This is a genomic window from Nocardia sp. NPDC024068 (assembly GCF_040638875.1).
Classification (GTDB): domain Bacteria; phylum Actinomycetota; class Actinomycetes; order Mycobacteriales; family Mycobacteriaceae; genus Nocardia.
Genome location: NZ_JBEZYU010000007.1, coordinates 154,407 through 170,977 on the forward strand (window position 1 = coordinate 154,407; position 16,571 = coordinate 170,977).

At 68.9% G+C, this 16,571-nt stretch carries 21 protein-coding genes; 7 read left to right on the top strand and 14 right to left on the bottom strand.

Translation table 11 applies throughout. The features are described 5' to 3' along the window. Position 1 precedes the first annotated feature (1 nt). Complete coding sequence (locus AB0F41_RS10270) at positions 2-484, bottom strand: nuclear transport factor 2 family protein (protein WP_357422469.1); 483 nt, start codon at positions 482-484, stop codon at positions 2-4. A 272-nt stretch (positions 485-756) separates the two neighbouring features. On the opposite strand from AB0F41_RS10270, the gene AB0F41_RS10275 reads away from it, so the two are divergent. Continuing rightward, complete coding sequence (locus tag AB0F41_RS10275; RefSeq protein WP_357422470.1) at positions 757-1,296, top strand: DUF664 domain-containing protein; 540 nt, start codon at positions 757-759, stop codon at positions 1,294-1,296. Between the two features lie 23 nt (positions 1,297-1,319). Here the strand turns inward: AB0F41_RS10275 and AB0F41_RS10280 are convergent, their stop codons facing one another. From AB0F41_RS10280 to AB0F41_RS10295, 4 genes are all read right to left on the bottom strand, one after another. Continuing rightward, positions 1,320-2,135 (bottom strand): SigB/SigF/SigG family RNA polymerase sigma factor, encoded by an 816-nt coding sequence (locus AB0F41_RS10280; RefSeq protein ID WP_357422471.1) that lies wholly within the window; start codon positions 2,133-2,135, stop codon positions 1,320-1,322. Continuing rightward, the gene (locus tag AB0F41_RS10285) at positions 2,125-2,568 is read right to left on the bottom strand and encodes an anti-sigma factor (protein WP_357422472.1); all 444 of its coding nucleotides are present in this window, start codon (positions 2,566-2,568) and stop codon (positions 2,125-2,127) included. The genes AB0F41_RS10280 and AB0F41_RS10285 overlap by 11 nt, the downstream gene beginning before the upstream one ends. Before the next feature lie 169 nt (positions 2,569-2,737). Further along, entirely contained in the window at positions 2,738-3,415 is a 678-nt protein-coding gene (locus tag AB0F41_RS10290) for a PAS and ANTAR domain-containing protein (RefSeq protein ID WP_357422473.1), read from the bottom strand. Positions 3,416-3,491: 76 nt separating this feature from the next. Further along, positions 3,492-3,899 (bottom strand): STAS domain-containing protein, encoded by a 408-nt coding sequence (locus AB0F41_RS10295; RefSeq protein ID WP_357422474.1) that lies wholly within the window; start codon positions 3,897-3,899, stop codon positions 3,492-3,494. A gap of 502 nt (positions 3,900-4,401) precedes the next feature. On the opposite strand from AB0F41_RS10295, the gene AB0F41_RS10300 reads away from it, so the two are divergent. The 6 genes from AB0F41_RS10300 to AB0F41_RS10325 all read left to right on the top strand — a co-directional run bounded on the left by AB0F41_RS10300 (position 4,402) and on the right by AB0F41_RS10325 (position 8,190). Beyond that, on the top strand, positions 4,402-5,412 hold the full coding sequence (locus tag AB0F41_RS10300) for an iron-containing redox enzyme family protein (RefSeq protein ID WP_357422475.1): 1,011 nt from the start codon (positions 4,402-4,404) through the stop codon (positions 5,410-5,412). A gap of 5 nt (positions 5,413-5,417) precedes the next feature. After that, entirely contained in the window at positions 5,418-6,068 is a 651-nt protein-coding gene (locus AB0F41_RS10305; protein WP_357422476.1) for a HemK2/MTQ2 family protein methyltransferase, read from the top strand. A 202-nt stretch (positions 6,069-6,270) separates the two neighbouring features. Beyond that, the gene (locus tag AB0F41_RS10310; protein WP_357422504.1) at positions 6,271-6,450 is read left to right on the top strand and encodes a CDGSH iron-sulfur domain-containing protein; all 180 of its coding nucleotides are present in this window, start codon (positions 6,271-6,273) and stop codon (positions 6,448-6,450) included. A gap of 91 nt (positions 6,451-6,541) precedes the next feature. Continuing rightward, the gene (locus AB0F41_RS10315) at positions 6,542-7,126 is read left to right on the top strand and encodes a hypothetical protein (protein WP_357422477.1); all 585 of its coding nucleotides are present in this window, start codon (positions 6,542-6,544) and stop codon (positions 7,124-7,126) included. Then, complete coding sequence (locus AB0F41_RS10320; protein WP_357422478.1) at positions 7,126-7,404, top strand: BON domain-containing protein; 279 nt, start codon at positions 7,126-7,128, stop codon at positions 7,402-7,404. Before AB0F41_RS10315 ends, AB0F41_RS10320 begins: the two co-directional genes overlap by 1 nt. Before the next feature lie 24 nt (positions 7,405-7,428). After that, positions 7,429-8,190, top strand: a complete 762-nt coding sequence (locus AB0F41_RS10325; RefSeq protein WP_357422479.1) for a metallophosphoesterase — start codon at positions 7,429-7,431, stop codon at positions 8,188-8,190. A gap of 84 nt (positions 8,191-8,274) precedes the next feature. On the opposite strand, the gene AB0F41_RS10330 is transcribed toward AB0F41_RS10325, so the two are convergent. The 9 genes from AB0F41_RS10330 to scpB all read right to left on the bottom strand — a co-directional run bounded on the left by AB0F41_RS10330 (position 8,275) and on the right by scpB (position 16,568). Further along, positions 8,275-8,550, bottom strand: coding sequence for a CsbD family protein (locus AB0F41_RS10330; protein ID WP_357422480.1), 276 nt, complete (start codon positions 8,548-8,550; stop codon positions 8,275-8,277). Between the two features lie 136 nt (positions 8,551-8,686). Next, a complete protein-coding gene (locus AB0F41_RS10335) occupies positions 8,687-9,115 on the bottom strand; it encodes a nuclear transport factor 2 family protein (protein ID WP_357422481.1) in 429 nt (142 codons plus the stop codon). A 46-nt stretch (positions 9,116-9,161) separates the two neighbouring features. After that, on the bottom strand, positions 9,162-9,692 hold the full coding sequence (locus AB0F41_RS10340; protein ID WP_357422482.1) for a DUF1992 domain-containing protein: 531 nt from the start codon (positions 9,690-9,692) through the stop codon (positions 9,162-9,164). A 77-nt stretch (positions 9,693-9,769) separates the two neighbouring features. After that, entirely contained in the window at positions 9,770-11,155 is a 1,386-nt protein-coding gene (locus AB0F41_RS10345; RefSeq protein ID WP_357422483.1) for a hypothetical protein, read from the bottom strand. Positions 11,156-11,351: 196 nt separating this feature from the next. Continuing rightward, a complete protein-coding gene (locus AB0F41_RS10350; protein WP_357422484.1) occupies positions 11,352-12,248 on the bottom strand; it encodes an alpha/beta hydrolase in 897 nt (298 codons plus the stop codon). Positions 12,249-12,456: 208 nt separating this feature from the next. After that, positions 12,457-13,884: a ribosome biogenesis GTPase Der gene (gene der, locus AB0F41_RS10355; protein WP_357422485.1), complete on the bottom strand. Its 1,428-nt coding sequence runs from the start codon at positions 13,882-13,884 to the stop codon at positions 12,457-12,459. Further along, entirely contained in the window at positions 13,881-14,582 is a 702-nt protein-coding gene (cmk, locus tag AB0F41_RS10360; protein ID WP_357422505.1) for a (d)CMP kinase, read from the bottom strand. The genes der and cmk overlap by 4 nt, the downstream gene beginning before the upstream one ends. An 80-nt stretch (positions 14,583-14,662) precedes the next feature. Then, on the bottom strand, positions 14,663-15,901 hold the full coding sequence (locus tag AB0F41_RS10365) for a pseudouridine synthase (RefSeq protein ID WP_357422486.1): 1,239 nt from the start codon (positions 15,899-15,901) through the stop codon (positions 14,663-14,665). A 10-nt stretch (positions 15,902-15,911) separates the two neighbouring features. Next, positions 15,912-16,568 carry an SMC-Scp complex subunit ScpB gene (gene scpB / locus AB0F41_RS10370; RefSeq protein WP_357422506.1) on the bottom strand — a complete coding sequence of 219 codons (657 nt, stop codon included), beginning with the start codon at positions 16,566-16,568 and terminating at the stop codon, positions 15,912-15,914. Between the last annotated feature and the right edge of the window lie 3 nt (positions 16,569-16,571).

Sequence of the window (16,571 nt, forward strand, 5' to 3'; positions counted from 1 at the left end):
GCTATTCGCCCCGGGCCGGTGCCCACATATTGCTGAGCAGGGTGTGGCTGGGCGTATCCGCCAGCGACTGTGACGATTCGTAGATCCGCACATACGACGTGGCATGGATCCGCCAGATCCCGTCGGCGCCGCGCCGGTAGCGGTCGGTGTAGTAGCCGGAGCCGCGGATCAGTACCCCGAAGTCGGTGGCCAGGACCGTATCCTCGAACAGCCAGCTGCCGGTCGCGGTATCACCGTCCACGGTGATCTCCGGATGGTTGGCCACATGAGTGGTGACGACGCCGGGGCCCATGTTCTCGCGCATGAAATCCACGACCGCGTCCCGCCCGTCCAGCGTGAGCTCGCGACCCATCGCATGAGTTCCGTAGCGGGCCTCGATCTCCGGGTCCAGGGTGTCCGCGAAATCGGACCACTGCTTCAGGTCCAGGGTGCGGAAGTAGCGGTATTTGAGGCCGCGGAGAAGTTCGAGCGCCTGCAGATCCATGCAGCCACCTTGGCACGAGCGCCCGCTCCCGGCAAGAACCTGTTCTAATTTCAGAGTTTCGGCGCCTGCTCTCCGGCAGCTCGCAGCCGCGGCCACAGCAGTCGTCGCAGAAGTTCCGGGCCGCACCACGACGACCCCGATCGCCGCGGGCAAGCCGGTTTGTCCCGCGTCTGCCGTGGTATTGCGCCAGTGGGCAACTGAAGTGGCCGGCGCGCATCCGGTCGTCCGCACCGGATGGGCGCCGCGCCCCCTGCGAGCGACGGAGACTGCGTATGAACAGCGCCGAGACACTCAGCGATGCCTTCGAGCGGATCCGGGAGGCGGTGCACGACTCGGTCGACGGGCTCGACGAGGACGCGCTGGACTACCGCCCCGATCCGGGTGCCAACTCCATCGCCTGGCTGGTCTGGCACCTCACCCGGGTCCAGGACGAGCACCTCGCCGAACTCACCGGCACCGATTCGCTGTGGGACGGCCGCGGCTGGTTCGAGCGATTCGACCTGCCCCTCGACCGGCAGGCCACCGGTTACGCCGACACCGCCGACGACGTGGCCCTGATCCACGCCCCGGCCGAACTGCTGACCGGCTACTACGATGCCGTTCACGCCCATACCCTGCGCTACCTGGGCGCGCTCACCGACAAGGACCTGGACCGGGTGATCGATACCGCCTGGGATCCACCCGTCACGGTGGGGGTGCGGCTGGTCAGCGTGATCGCCGACGATCTTCAGCACGCGGGCCAGGCCGCCTATATCCGGGGCATGCTGGCACGGACGCCGACCGGCCGGGCAGGCGCGGCCGCGGGGCGGTGATCCACACCCGCCACCCGGTCCGATCAGTCGCGTAACGCCTGCTCCCGCAGCCATCCGAGGGTGCGGGACAGGATCCGCGAGATATGCATCTGCGAGACCCCGAGTCGTTCGGCGATCTGCGACTGGGTCTTGGACTCGAAGAATCGCATCCGCAACACCTCCCGCTCACGGTCGGTCAGCTCACCGAGCAGCGGTTCCACCGCCATGAAGTCCTCCACCCAGCCGTAGGAGGGTTCGTCGGAGCCCAGCGAGTCCATCAGCGGCAGCGATCCCGAATCGCCGTCCTCGCCGACCGGCGCGTCCAGTGAGGACGTCTGGTAGGCGTTGCCGGCGATCAGCGCCTGGGTCACCTCCACCACATCGATATCGAGTTCCGCGGCGATCTCACTGGCCCGCGGCATCCGGCCGAGCCGCTGCGAGAGGGTCTCGACGGTGGAGCCCAGGTTCAGCTGGATCTCCTTGACCCGCCGGGGTACGCGCACCGACCAGGTGTTGTCGCGGAAATGGCGCCGCACCTCCCCCATGATCGTGGGGACGGCGAAGGACAGGAACGACGAACCCCGGGATACATCGAACCGGTCCACCGCGTTCAGCAGGCCCAGCCGCGCGACCTGCAGCAGATCGTCGTAGGTCTCACCGCGCCCGGAGAACTTCCGCGCGATGTGCTCGGCCAGCGGCAGGCAACGATCCAGGATCTCCGCACGCAGCCGCGACCGCTCCGGATCGTCCTCGGAGAGCGCGGCCAGAGACGTGAAGAGTGGCTCGATATTGTCGTAACTGTCGTTGCCGCGATGGCGGCGCGAAGGCCCGGGGTCCGCCCGCGGTCCCTCATGCCCCATCGGCGCCTCCTCTGTACCAGCTGAATTCGACCTCGGTGGGATATCCACCGCTGGTGACGTCGTACGGCTGCTGCAACACATCGACCGACCTGGTCAGCGTGCGCACGATATGCCAGCCGAAGCCCTCCTGGTCCCGAAGCGTGTCGGTCATCGACATCGAGGTTACGCGCACAGTCATGCGATGTTCGTCGTAGTCGAAATCACAGCCCAGCGTCGTTTCGGGTACGGCCACGGCGATCAACGAAGTGGCGACCTCGTCGAGGGCGAGACGGATATCGGTGACTTCGTCCAGCCCGAAGTCCGCGATCAGCGAAACCGTCTCGGCCAGCGCGCGCAACATCACGAGCTGCTCGTCGCGGGCCGGTACCCGCACGCCGATCGTCGTCGTATCCGCCGACGTCGTATCCACAGAGTCGGAGATACTCTCCGCCATGCGCACCACCACCTCGTTCCTGCGGCCCGCCGCCCGGCGGCCGGCCGCGTTCGGGCACTCGCACCCCCGTGGCCGTCGGTGACGCCGCGTTTGTCTTCCTCGGTTGTCGCCCTGGATTCTCACATGCGCAGTTACCCGGGTTGAACGCACCGAAACCCTTGTCCGCGTCTCACTGCCCGTCGAGGCGCTCGTGCACGGTCAGCAACAGATGATCGAATTCCGACCGCAGCCGGGGTGGGACGCGCTCCACCGAGCCCAATTCGGCCACCAGGCGGCCGGCCAGCACCCGCAACTTGGTGTTGGTTTCCTGCGACCGCCAGGTCAGCACCCGGAACGCCTGATCCGCGCTGATGCCGTACACCAGCATGAGCGCGCCCTTGGCCTGTTCGATCACCGCACGCGCGGCATAGAGTTCGGGCAGCGCGTCCTGCAGCGTTTCCTGCCGCTCTTCGCGCAGGGTGTCCGTCAGATCGACGTAGTAGCCGCTGGAACCGACCACGCGGCCGTCCTCATCGGCGATGGTGTCGGCGACGACGAGAACCTGGCGGGTCCGGCCCTCGGTGTCGATGATCCGGTGGCGGCTGCAGAACGGCGTGCAATCCGATACCGACTGTGCCAGCGCGGCGGCGACCTGGGCGCGGTCGTCGGGGTGTTTGTGCGCGAGCAGCGTCTCCGTACTGGGCGTCATCGGCTCCGGTGGGTATCCGTGCATCCGGGCCACCGCTTCGGACCATTCCCAGCGCTGATCGGCGAACCAGAATTCGAACGCGCCCGCGCATTGATCTTCTCCGAAGTCCGGGTCGAGAACTCCGGAGTCACCGGCGGCGTCACCGTTACGTTGCGTCACCGTTCGATTATCGACGGTCCCCTGCTACCGCGCGACCCCCGGCCCGCCGTAGCGGGCCGGGGGCCGGCGGATATCGTCATGGCCGCAGTGCGGCCCCCAGGGTGGGGTAGTACCGGAACTGGTGGCGCACCCCCACGACCTCGAGTGCGCGTTCGACCTCCTTGCGGCCGCTGACCAGCCGCAATTCCACCCCGACCTGCCAGGCGTCGTGTTTGGCGGACGCCAGGATCATCGCGGCTCGCAAGCTCATGAAGGTCGTGGCCCGCAGGTCGAGGACCACCCTCCGGTATCCGCTGTGGCCGCATCGGCGCAGCAGATCGCGGAAATCGTCGTGCAGCACCGCGTCCAGTTCCCCTTCCACCCGGGCGATCACACAATCGGTGTGGTCGGCGCTCGGCCGCGACCAGGTACGACCCGGTATCGAAGGGCGTGGACTGTGCTTCCGATGGTGGTCGACCTGGTACAAGGTGGTGGTAACCGACATATCAATCCCGTCCGTGTGGTGGGGATTTCCGGTGGCGTGACGACTGCGGAGACTTCGGCGGGAGTACGACGACTCCCGCCCGGTGAGCCCGGGCAACCGGCGTACGCGGCACCGGGATCGGCTGCGTGTTTCAACCTGCGCTCCATTTTGGCACGCCCCGCAGCCGCTGTACACCGCGCACTTTCCCGCGCTGACCGCGCATCGGTCGTGGTGCGACGGGTCCGCCGCGTCCGGCACCGCGGTACCGCACCCGGGCAAGACGTTTACATCCCTGGTAGGCGGCTATTGCGGTGACACCGGCCGGTACACCGACCGGCGGCCGGGCGACCGATGAGCGGAGGGTGACGAGATGACTACTCCGGACGCCGCCGCCGCACGTGGCACGGCCCACCTCGCCCGCTCGCCACGGAACGCGAGGATTCCCCCCGGATAACGAGTACCGGCCCGGCACCCGGACCGTTCCGCGGCCGCCACGCCGGGCTCGCCACGAAAGGTTGGAGCCATGGTCGAAACACTCTCCGTGGCCGGTCGCGCCCTCGACGGCGCGCCGCTGCCCCTGCCCAGGGGACCACTGTCGGCAGACCTGCTGGCCGTGCTGCCCGCGGAACCCGGCAGCCCGGTTCCCGGCATCCCGGTGGATATCGACCCGTTCGGAGACGACCTGCATCTGGCCCTGCACACCTGTTACGAACTGCATTACCAGGGCTTGCGGGATGTGGACCCGGACTGGGAATGGGACCCCGGACTGCTGGCGCTGCGGCGCGATCTGGAACGGCATTTCGAGTCGGCGCTGCGCGCAGGGGTACCGGGCGGCCACGATGTGGACGCCGAACTCGAACGGCTGCTCACGGTGCCCGCGAGCGGTGGGCTCGCCCGCTATCTGCGCGACGAGGGCAGCTGGTGGCAGGTTCGCGAGTATTTCGTCCAGCGTTCGCTCTATCACCACAAGGAGGCCGATCCCGTCGTCTGGGTGATCCCGCGGCTCCGCGGACAGGCGAAGGCCGGCCTGGTCGCGATCGAATACGACGAGTTCGGCGGTGGTCGTGGCGACCGGGTGCACGCCCGCCTCTACGCCGATCTGCTGCGCGGCGCCGGCCTGGACGACGGCTACCTCCACTACCTCGACATCGTGCCCGCCCCGATGCTGGCGCTGGTCGATTTGATGTCGCTGTTCGGCCTGCATCGCGCGCTGCGAGGCGCCCTGGTGGGTCATTTCGCGGCGGTCGAGATCACCTCCTCGCCGGCCTCGGCGGTGATGGTCGAGGCCCTGCGGCGTTTCTCCGCCCATCCGGACTGTGTCCGGTTCTACCGCGAACATGTGACCGCCGACGCCGTCCACGAACAGGTTGTACGCCACGATGTCCTCGGTGACCTGTTACGCCGGGAACCCGGACTGGCCGAATCGGTGGTTTTCGGCATCCAGGCCACCGATCTCCTCGAAGACCGGTTCACCGATACGACGCTGCGATGCTGGGACACCGGGCACAGCTCCCTACGGGCCTCGGGGCGGTGAGGCCGGTGCTGGTCCGTGCACCGGGCGTATACCGCCCACAGCCCGATACCTGGCTGCTGGCCCGCGCGATGACCGAGGCGGCCCTCCCGGCGGGCGCACATGTGCTCGACGCCTGCACCGGAACCGGGGCGCTGGCCATTCACGCCGCGCGCCGCGGCGCCGCCCGGGTGACCGCGGTGGACCTCTCCCGCGCCGCGGTGGCCTCGGCATGGCTGAACAGCCGGCTGCACGGGGTGCGCCTGGAACTGCTGTGCGGTGACGTCACCCGGGCGGTCGACGGCCGCCGGTTCGATGTGATCCTGGCGAATCCGCCCTATGTGCCGAGTGAGAATCCGGACCGGCCGCGCGGGGCGGCCCGCTCCTGGGACGCCGGCCGGCACGGCCGATCACTGCTGGATCCGCTCTGCACCAAGATGCCGCAACTGCTCGGTGCCGGCGGTATCGCGCTGCTCGTGCACTCCGCGGTCGCCGATCCCGGTGCCAGCCTGCGTCAGCTGCGGGCGGGCGGGCTGAAGGCCACGGTGGTCGCGCGGACGGTGATCCCGTTCGGGCCGGTGATGCGGGATCGCACCGGCTGGCTACGCACCCGTGGGCTCATCCGGCCCGGACAGCGGCACGAGGAGTTGGTGGTGATCCGTGCCGACCGGACCCGGTGATATCCCACCCGATCCCGACACTCTGCTGGCCGCGGTCCACAAACCGGCGGATTCCAGGCCGGCGGATTCCGGGCCGGCGCACCACCGTGACGGCGGATGCGCTCGTCCGGCGGGATCGCCGGCCCGCACCGGATTGTCCGGACCGGCCGATCCGGATACCGCAGGGCCCGCCCCGGCGTCCGCGGCCGGTGATCGGACCCGGATCAGATTCACTTCGGACGGTCCGGCATTGATCGAGGGCCCCGTGGAGCTGGTGGACGCCGACGGGAACCCGCTGCGCGTCGACCGGTTCCTGGTGGCGATCTGTCTGTGCAAACGCTCCCGGACCTACCCGCTCTGCGATACCAGTCACCGCCGCCGGCGCCGGGACGCGGAGTCCTGACCCCGACCTGGAACCTGGTGGCGGGCCGGCTTCCCACGGCCGCTACGGCGATCCGCTGATTAGGCACCGTCCCGGCGGGTAGCCGCACGATATGGCTCCGACGCTCGACCAGCTGTTGCATGCCTTGACCCGGGCTGCCAACGCACTGTCACGTCAGGGCATCCCCTTCGCCGTGGCCGGTGGCTGCGCGGTGTACGCGCGCGGCGGCCCGGCGTCGGACCACGATGTCGACCTCCTCGTCAAACCCGTGGACAGTTCCCGGGCCCGCAGTGAATTGGCCCGCGCCGGGCTGCGGATCGCCGACGCCGCCGAGGACTGGCTGATCAAGGCCTACGACGGCGACACCCTCATCGACGTCATCCACCGGCCGAACAATCGTGAGGTCGACGACGCGCTACTGGCCCGGGCCGTCACCATGCGCGTCGGCCCCACGGTGGCCCCGGTGGTGGACGGCACCGATCTGATGGTCGACAAACTGCTGGTGTTCGACGCCCACCGGCTCGATCTCGCTCCGCTGCTGCGGATCGCGCGCGATCTCCGCGAACAGGTGGACTGGCCCACGGTGCGCGCACAGACCGAGCATTCCCCGTACGCCCGGGCCTTTCTCGGACTCGTCGACGACCTCGGCATCGCCGGCACCCGAGCACCGGATCCGGCCACCGGAAAGGCCCGATGATGTCCGAGCCCTCCCCCACTTCCCGTCCCCGGCCGGCCGAGTATCTCGCCGCCGAACTGCATCGCGCGCTCACCGAGGACGCGCGCACCGCCGAACAGGGCGTGCAGGTGCGGATCCGCGGCGACGCCATCGTGCTCGACGGCGAGGTACGCACGGCGCGGCGGCGGAAGCTGCTGGAGGACGTGGTGCACGACATCGCACCGGGCGTGCCGATCCACAACGACGTCCGCGTGACCACGGCCTCCCGGCCGGGTGAGTGCGAAGACCTCGGTGACTGAGCACCGAGCGGAAGGAGTGGGCAGATGCGGATCGCCGCTGTCGGAGATATCCATCTGGGTACGGATTCGCGTGGGTCGCTGGCACCGGCGCTGCGGGAGCTACCGGAGCGCGCGGACGTGCTGCTGCTGGCCGGTGATCTGACCCGGCACGGGACCGTGGCCGAGGCCGAGGTCGTCGCCGGCGAATTCGCCGAGGTGGGAGTGCCGGTCGTCGCCGTTCTCGGCAACCACGATTATCACAGCGACGCCGCCGACACGGTCGCCGCTGTGCTCGAGACCCATGGCGTCACGGTGCTCGAAGGCACCGCCACGACAATCGAGATCGGCGACCGCACTCTGGGTATCGCCGGTACCAAAGGCTTCGGTGGCGGTTTCGCCGGCAAATGCGCCAGCGTGTTCGGGGAGCGGCTGATGCGGGAGTTCGCGGGTCATACGGTCGACCTGGCCGCACGGCTGGACAGCGCCCTGGCCGGGCTGGATACCGATGTCACCGTCGCTCTGACGCACTACTCGCCGGTCAGCGACACGCTGCACGGCGAACCCCGGGAGATCTACCCATTTCTGGGCTCTTATCTGCTGGGCGAACCCATCGACAATCACGGTGTCGATCTCGCGGTACACGGCCACGCCCATATCGGAACCGAACGCGGTAGCACCCCGGGCGGGATCCGGGTGCGCAATGTCGCGCAGCCGGTGATCCGCACCGCCTTCGCGGTGTATGAATTGCACGGCCACACGGAAGCAGCAGCACCGACACGAACCGCCGTTTCTCCGGGCTCTTCATGATGTGCAACGCGGCGGCCACCCGGTGAGTGGCCGCCGCGTCGGGCTGAACTTCGCTGCCGGCGAGCACCGGAAGCGGTAAAGAGATCAGGCGTCCCGATCCGTCGGAGTCTCCGTCTGCCTGGCCGGATCCTGTTCGCCGCGCTGCCGGCTCTCGGCATCGGCGGCCTTCAGACGCTCATCGTGGGCCTCGGCCTCCTTCTCGGCCGCGGTTCGCTGGGCATCGCCCTTGTCCTGCTGGGCCTTGCCCTCGGTGCGCAGGGAGTCGTTGTCGAGAACCGCTCCCGCGGCTTCCTTGACCTTGCCCTTCACACCTTCGACAACACCTTCGATGCCTTCTCCGACGCTTTTGCGCTCGGCCACTGCATCCACCTCCGAACAATCGGTTGTTGCGGTCGGACATGGACCGCGTACCCGGGCTGGCGGGCTCCAATCCGGGAACCGGGCCCGATCGCCGGTGTCCCCACTCACATCGCGGTCGTGACCGGTGGCAGCGCCCCTACTGCGCGAATGCCGCCTCGATCCCGTCGAACCACGCCGCTTCCTCGAGCAATCGGGCGCTGCGCCAGCCTTCCGGCGTCCGAACCAGATCGTGGTTGTACCAGCCGCCACAGGTGAACTGCCGACCCGGGGACACGATCATCGGGTTGAAGAACATCGCCCGCACCTTCGCCGTGTCACCGGCCAGATCGACCGCGATATTGGAGATGAAATGCTGAGTCCGGGCGAACAGGGCGAGCTGTTCGGTCAGCTTGGCGACCACGGTTTCGAGATCACCGGCCGGACCGCCGGCGCTGGTGTAGTCGATCTGCGCGTCCGCGGTGAAGACGGAGCGGTACAGCGTCCAATCCTTGTCGTCGACCGCGGTCGCGTAGCGGGTGAGCAGATCGTTGATCTCGATACGGTCGGCGAGGGTCCGTGCGTCCATCCCTCCATACAACCGCACCGCCGCGGTCCGGCGCGGCGGTATCGGCTCACCGCCCGCCGAAGATCCGGCGCCACCACCGGGACGGTTCGCGCGCATCGGCGGTCCCGCGGGAAACCGATTCCGGCCGTGGCGCGTCGCGGGCCGCACCCCGCGCCGCGTCCGAGGCCGACCGCCAGGCACGCACCACCTCGTCGGCGTCGACGGGCGCGATCGGCACCTGCGGTCCGGTGGGCATACGCAGCCAATCGACCACCCGACGATTGAGTTCGGCCACTGTCGCGCGGACCTCCGCCTCGGCGGACAGATCGGCCACGGTGTCCGGTAACCGCTCGATCTCACGGCGTAGCTGCAGCGCCGGCGGCAGCATCAGATCGCCGCTCACACCCTCCCGACGCAGATAGTCGCGCAACCAGGCGTTCTCATCGTGATACGGATTGCCCGCACCCGGAAGCGGTCTGCCCGCACCCGGCAGGTTCTCGAACTCGCCGCGTTCGGTGGCTTCCCGGATCTTGCGATCGACCCAGGACTCGAAGTCGATCCCGGCGGGTTTGCGCCCGGTGGGCGTGTGCTCGGACATCGTGCCTCCTCACCGTCTGTTTCCACGGTAGTGCGTGGAAGCACCGGGAGGCGGCACGAAATCCGGCGCCGGGCCGGTCAGGCCCCGTTCGTGGAGGTACTGCGGGTGCGTCCGGAACGCGCCTTCCGGCGTTCGGCCTGGAGTTCGGCGAGTTCCTGCTCCAGGATGTCGGCCACCCGGAACTGCCCGGTGTCGTATCCGTCTGAGTTGCGCACGACATCGAGGAACTCGTCGGTTTCCTTGTCGCCGGACATCTTGCCCTTGACCTCGTTGCCGTTCTTGGCCGAGCCGTTGCCGTTCGTCGCGGAGTTCCGTTTGCTCTGCCCGAGCTTCTTGGTGACCGGGAGTTTATCGGTCACCTCGGCCGGTTTCGAGGCCGCTGAACCCTCATCGAACAGCGGCGAGTTGGTGGCCATTTCATCCAGTAGCGAACTGGTCCGGCCGATCAGACCTGACGTGACCTCCGCCAGATCGCCGGAACGGCGTTTTCCCGAATCACCGGCTTTGCCCTCGGACCGGAAAGCCGATCCGTTCGAAGTCGTTGCGGTGACGGTGTCCTGCTTCGCCGCTTCCAACGCCGCCGGTTTCGCCGCGCCGGCGGAATCGCCGATCGGCAGGGTGGTCGACGCCTCGGCCGCGAGGGCGGCCCGGTGCACATTGACCCGGTGCAGGTTGTTGCGGATCTGCTCGGCCGGGTCCGGCAGCACGCGGACCTGTTCGGTGGCCCGCAGAATCGCCATCCCGTAGCGGCTGCTGACCGCGTCGTGGATGAGCAGGGCCACACCGATCATCACCGGCGCCACCGCGTGCACCGCGACGTCGTACCAGTCACCCACCCGCACATACGGGTAGGTGTTGAGTCCGACGGTCAGCCCCAGCAGCGCGACCTCCGCCGTCGCCACCTGTCTACGGTTGTTGATCACACCCCATTCGGCCACCTTGTTGGTGCCGATCATGATGATGATCAGGCAGGCGCTGATCATCGCTTCCAGCAGATAGCTGAACCAGAACAGTGGGTCGGAGGCACCGGTGGGCGCGATGTTCTGCTGGACGTTGACCGCCGACCACAGCATGCCCGCGGCGACCACACCGGCCAGCGCGCGCAACGACCAGGACCGATGGCGGTACAGCGACGCCAGTTTGGCATGCGGGCTGGACTCCCGGCGCTGCGCAGCGATGGCCTTGCGGGCGAGCAAGAGGTCGCGCATATCCGCCTTCTCGATCTGCTCGGTGGTCTGCCTGGCCCGATCGTTGGCGGAGGCTACCGCCTGGATCTCCTTCCAGCGTTGACCCCGCTCCTGCTCCCGGATGCGCTCGGCGAGATCACGTTCGGCGCTCAGCTCCGTCTCCGACAATGCCTCGGTGAGGGCGGGATCGAACTGGTAGGCCAGTCGGCTGCGGGCGTGCTCGACTCGCTGGGCCAGCTTCGTGACATCGTCCTCAATCGGCGGCTCGACAGTCATTCCGGCTCCCGCCTCGGGTGATTCGATGGCAGACAAGTAGTCACGCCGGGGTACGGTACCGCCCTTTGCTTCGCTGTGCACCGTCACGGTCGAAACAGCGGATTTCCGCGCTGGTTCACAGACTGTTCACGAGATCGGCTGCCGCCGATCCGGTTCCGTACCCGACCGGGCACCCAACCGGACCGCGAAGCCGTCCTCACCCACTCCTACCAGCTCGAATACCGTCGATAGCAGCCAGTATCCCGCGGATCACCGGCCCGGCTTCGGGCACCGGAACCAGCGGGTATACATGAAAAGCCCCGGGCTCCTCCACGAGACGCACTGCGGCGCCCGCGCGTTCGGCGAACAACCGTGCGTCGGGGTAGAGGATGTCGTGGGTGCCGACGTAGATATCGGTGGGCGGCAGCCCGTCCAGCGGTCCGTTGATCGGGCTGAGTTCCGGCCGGCCCAGATCGTCCCCGCCGGCCCACACTCGCCCCGCCTCCAGCAGACCGGGCCGCGCCAGCCAGGGGTCGGCCCGCTGTACCCGGTCGATCTCCGGGTTGGCCAGCCGCATATCCAGGCACGGCGCCAGCAGGATCAGCCGCGCGGGCGCGGGCAGGCCCGCGGCGGGCAGTGCTTGGGCGAGCAGCAGTGCCAGCGTGCCACCCGCGGAGTCTCCGGCGAGAACCACGCGTTCGGCGTCGAATTCATCGAGTACGCGCCGGTACACGGCCGTCAGGTAGGGCCGCGCGGCCCGATAGGTGTGACGGGGAGCCAGTGGATAGATGGGTACCTCCACCCGATGCCCCGCCGAGACCAGACGATCGATGAATCGCCAATGCCACCGGCTGATCTCACGGAAGAAGCTGCCACCGTGGAGGTAGACGACGACCGTGCCGGATTCCGGACGGGTCCGGGGCCCGACCGAATAGCAGGGGAATCCGTCGACGGCGCCCTCGGCGACCCGGTGCCGGCGGCGTAACCACGTGGGCGGATTGTGGTCGCCGGCCGGCTCGGCCATGGCCGCGCGGGCCTTCTCCGCGGTCGCCATCCCGCGCTTACGGGTGAGCCGCAGGTACACCGACACCGCCCGCATGGTGCGACCTGCCACCAACCGCTCCTCACTGCGCACCGACGTACGGCGCCCGCCCTGCAGGGTAACCCGGGCCCGGGCATACCGGGGCGGTTCCGGCACAGCGGACCCGCCCGGCCCGAGTGGATTACCGGCACGGCCGGCCCGAGTGGATTACCGGCACGGCCGGTCCGCGACGGGCGTTCCCGCGCTCACCCACCGGCGAGAAGGTGGGTGAGCGCGCGAATCACTTCCTGACGCGCTTCTCCCGGATGCGCACCGAGATCCGGACCGGCGAACCGTCGAATCCGAACTCCTCACGCAACCGGCGCTCCAGGAATCGCCGGTAACCGGCCTCCAGGAAGCCCGTGGTGAACAGCACGAACGTCGGGGGCCGGGTGGTGGCCTGGGTCGCGAACAGCACCCGGGGCAACCGGCCGCCGCGCATCGGCGGCGGAGTCGCGGCGATCACTTCTTTCAGCCAGGTGTTCAACCGGCCGGTCGGGATGCGTTTGTCCCAGGACTCCAGCGCGGTCTCCATGGCCGGAACCAGTTTCTGCACCGCGCGGCCGGTATGCGCGGAAATGTTGACGCGCTGCGCCCACGGCACCCGCACCAGATCCCGATCGACCTCACGGTCGAGTTGCAGGCGCCGGTCCTCGTCGACCAGATCCCATTTGTTGAACGCCAGCACCAGCGCCCGCCCGGAATCGGCGACCAGCCCGATCACCCGCAGGTCCTGTTCGGTGATCGGCTGCGAGGAGTCGATCAGCATGATCGCCACCTCGGAGGCCTCGAGAGCCGATTTGGTGCGCAGCGAGGCATAGAACTCGGTCCCGCTGGCGTTGGCGACCTTGCGCCGGAGCCCGGCGGTATCGACGAAACGCCATACCTTGCCGCCCAATTCCACCAGCGAATCCACCGGGTCGACAGTGGTACCGGCGATATCGTGCACCACCGATCGCTCATCGCCGGCCAGTTTGTTCAGCAAACTCGATTTGCCGACATTCGGTTTCCCGACCAGCGCCACCCGGCGCGGCCCGCCGGCCCCGCCGGTCCCCTCGCGGGGCGTCTCGGGCAGCACCTCGAGAACATCGTCGAGCAGGTCACCGGTACCGCGGCCGTGCGCCGCGGACACCATCCGCGGTTCGCCCAGCCCCAGCGACCACAGCGCCGCCGCATCCGACTCGATGCGCTGATCATCGACCTTGTTCGCGACCAGGATGACCGGTGTCTTCGCCCGCCGCAGCACTTTCACCGCGGCTTCGTCGGTGGCGGTGGCGCCGACCACCGCGTCCACCACCAGCAGAATCGCATCGGCGGTGTTCATGGCCAGTTCCGCCTGCCGGGCCACCGACTGCTGCAGACCCTTGGCGTCGGGCTCCCAGCCGCCGGTGTCCTGCACCCAGAAACGCCGGCCCGCCCAGAACGCCTCATAGGACACCCGGTCACGGGTCACCCCGGGCACATCCTCGACCACCGCCTCACGGCGGCCCAGAATCCGGTTCACCAGGGTCGATTTACCGACGTTCGGACGGCCGACGACCGCCAGGGTAGGCATGGGCAGATGGTCGGCGGCCTCCGGGTCACCGGTGAGATCGGCGATCTCCCACTCGGTCTCGTCACTCCAGACTCCGTCGCCGGCCAGGACATCGCCGGTGGTTTCCGCGCTCATCCGGCGGCTCCACCGCGCCGCGCGGACCCCTGGCGAACCCGGGGCCGGTCCAGCTGCCGGGCGACCTCACCGAACAGTTCCTCGATGGTCTCGTCCATGCTCAGGTCACTGGTATCGACCTGCACCGCGTCCTCGGCCCGCCGCAGCGGCGATACCGCGCGGGTGGAATCGAGCCGATCCCGGCGCTGCACATCGGCGAGGACTCCGGCGTAGTCGTCACCGCGGCCCTCGGCGATGTTCTGCTGATTGCGCCGGTGCGCCCGCGCCTGCGCGGAGGCGGTCAGATAGATCTTGGCGTCCGCGTCGGGCAGCACGGTGGTCCCGATATCGCGGCCCTCGACCACGATCCGTCCCGCGCTCACCGCGATCTCCCGCTGCAACGCCACCAGCTGTTCGCGCACCTCGGGCACCGCCGAAACGGCCGAGACCGCCGCGGTGACCGCCGTGCCCCGGATCTCCTCGCGGACATCGGCGCCGTCGAGTTCGATCAGTTCACGGCCGGGATCGGTGCCGATCCGCAACGGCATATCGGTCACCGCCGCGATCACGGCGGCGGAGTCGGCGGGATCGATCCCCGCCCGCAACACCTGCAGGGTGGCGACCCGGTACATGGCGCCGGTATCGAGATAGCGGGCATCCAGCCGCGCCGCCAGCCGCCGCGAGACGCTGGACTTGCCGGTCCCCGAAGGACCGTCCATCGCCACCACCAGCGACCGGCCGCCGGCCGGGTCCGCCACGACTCCCACCGCAGCTTCCACACCGTTCACAACGACCCCCTTCACAATGACACCGCCTCGTAGAGTTTGCCGATTTCGTCGCGTCCCAGCACCCGCAGGGTGCCCGGACGCTGGTCCGCCAGCACCACCGGACCGATATGGGTGCGGACCAGCCTGATCACCGGATGACCGACCGCGTCCAGCAACCGGCGCACGATATGTTTGCGCCCTTCGTGCAACACCACCTTCACCAGGGAGCGTCCCGGTTCGGTTTCGAGCACCTGGAACTTGTCCACCTTGGCGGGGCCGTCCTCGAGCTCCACACCGTCGCGCAGGGTCTTGCCGGTCGAACGGTGCACCTCGCCCTGCACGGTCGCCAGGTAGGTCTTGGGCATCTCGTAGGAGGGATGCATCAGCCGATGGGCGAGATCACCGTCGTTGGTGAGCAGCAGCAGGCCCTCGGTATCGGCGTCCAGGCGTCCGACGTGGAACAGCCGCTGCCCCGCCGCGACCCGCTCGGCGACGATATCGCCGACACACGGACGACCCAGATCGTCGGACATCGTGGACTGCCAGCCCCGGGGTTTGTTCAACGCCAGATGCACCAGTTCCTCGCGCACCACCACCCGGGTCCCGTCGACCCGCACCACCGCGTTCTCCGGGTCGATCCGCAGGCCCTGTTCGCGCACGATGAGGCCATCCACCTCGACCCGGCCCTGCTCGATCAGTTCCTCGGCCGCCCGCCGCGACGCCACACCGGCCTTCGCGAGCACCTTCTGCAGACGCTCGCCCTGACCCCACGGCAGCTTCTCGGGCCCGCGTTCCTCCGGGTCCACGTACTGGTGCCGGGCGGGTTTCGCATTGCTCAGCTGGGGCGGACCCGATACCCGCGGTGTCTGGCTCCGGCGCGCCGGCGCGCCGGCTCCCGGCCGGCCGCCGGTCCGCGAACCGCCGCCGGCTCCGCCGCGCGCCGCGGGGGGCCGACCGCTGCGGACGCCCTGCCCGGTACCACCGCGACCGCTCTGAGCGGCCTGGCCGCGGCTCCCCTGGGACGCTCCGCCCCGGGTGCCCTGGGCGCCGCCGCGGGTCCCCTGTCCGGCGCCACCTCCGGTACGCCCGGTGCGCTGCACCTGGTCGCTACGTGCGCCGCGTTCCTGACTGCGCGGGCCGCCGGTGCGGGGCGAGTCACCGCCGCCGCGCCGGGACTCGCCCGTCGCGCGCGGTGCGCCCCGGCCGCGACCGGCCTGGTCGCCGCGTTTTCTTCGATCCGGTATGCCATCTCGGCGAGCGGGTGTGTTCACGATATTCCTGTCAATCCTCGGCGCCGAGTTTCAGATCGTCCTCGGCGGGTTTGCGCAGCCTGGTGTAACGGGGATCCGTCTCCAGACTGTCATTGATCTCGTCGATCAGGTCGACCCCCGGCAGCAGGGGGGCCAACTCCGGTAGATCGCTCAGCGACGCCAGGCCGATCCGTTCCAGGAACAACTCGGTGGTGCCGTAGAGCGTGCCGTTGGTTTCCGGGTCGGCGCCCGCCTCGGTGATCAGACCCCTGGCCAGCAGGGTGCGCATCACACCGTCGACATTGACACCGCGCACCGCGCTGACCCGTGCCCGGGTCACCGGCTGACGGTATGCCACCACCGCCAGCGTCTCCAGAGCCGCCCGGGTCAACTTCGACCGGGCGCCGTCGAGCAACATACGCTCCACATAGGGTGCGTACTCGCTGCGAGTATAGAAGCGCCACCCGTCTCCGGCGAAACGCAGATCCATCCCACTACGCCGTGCGGCCAGCTCCGCCGACATCTCCCGCAGTGTCCGCTCCACCCGCTGCGGGGGCTCGTCCAGGACCGCGGCCAGCTGTTCTACCGGCGCGGGAGTGTCCACGACGAGCAACAAAGCCTCCAGCGCCGACCGGAACTCGTCGTCGTCCAGCGACTCGGGCGCGAATTCGGTCACAGTCTCGCTCATGCT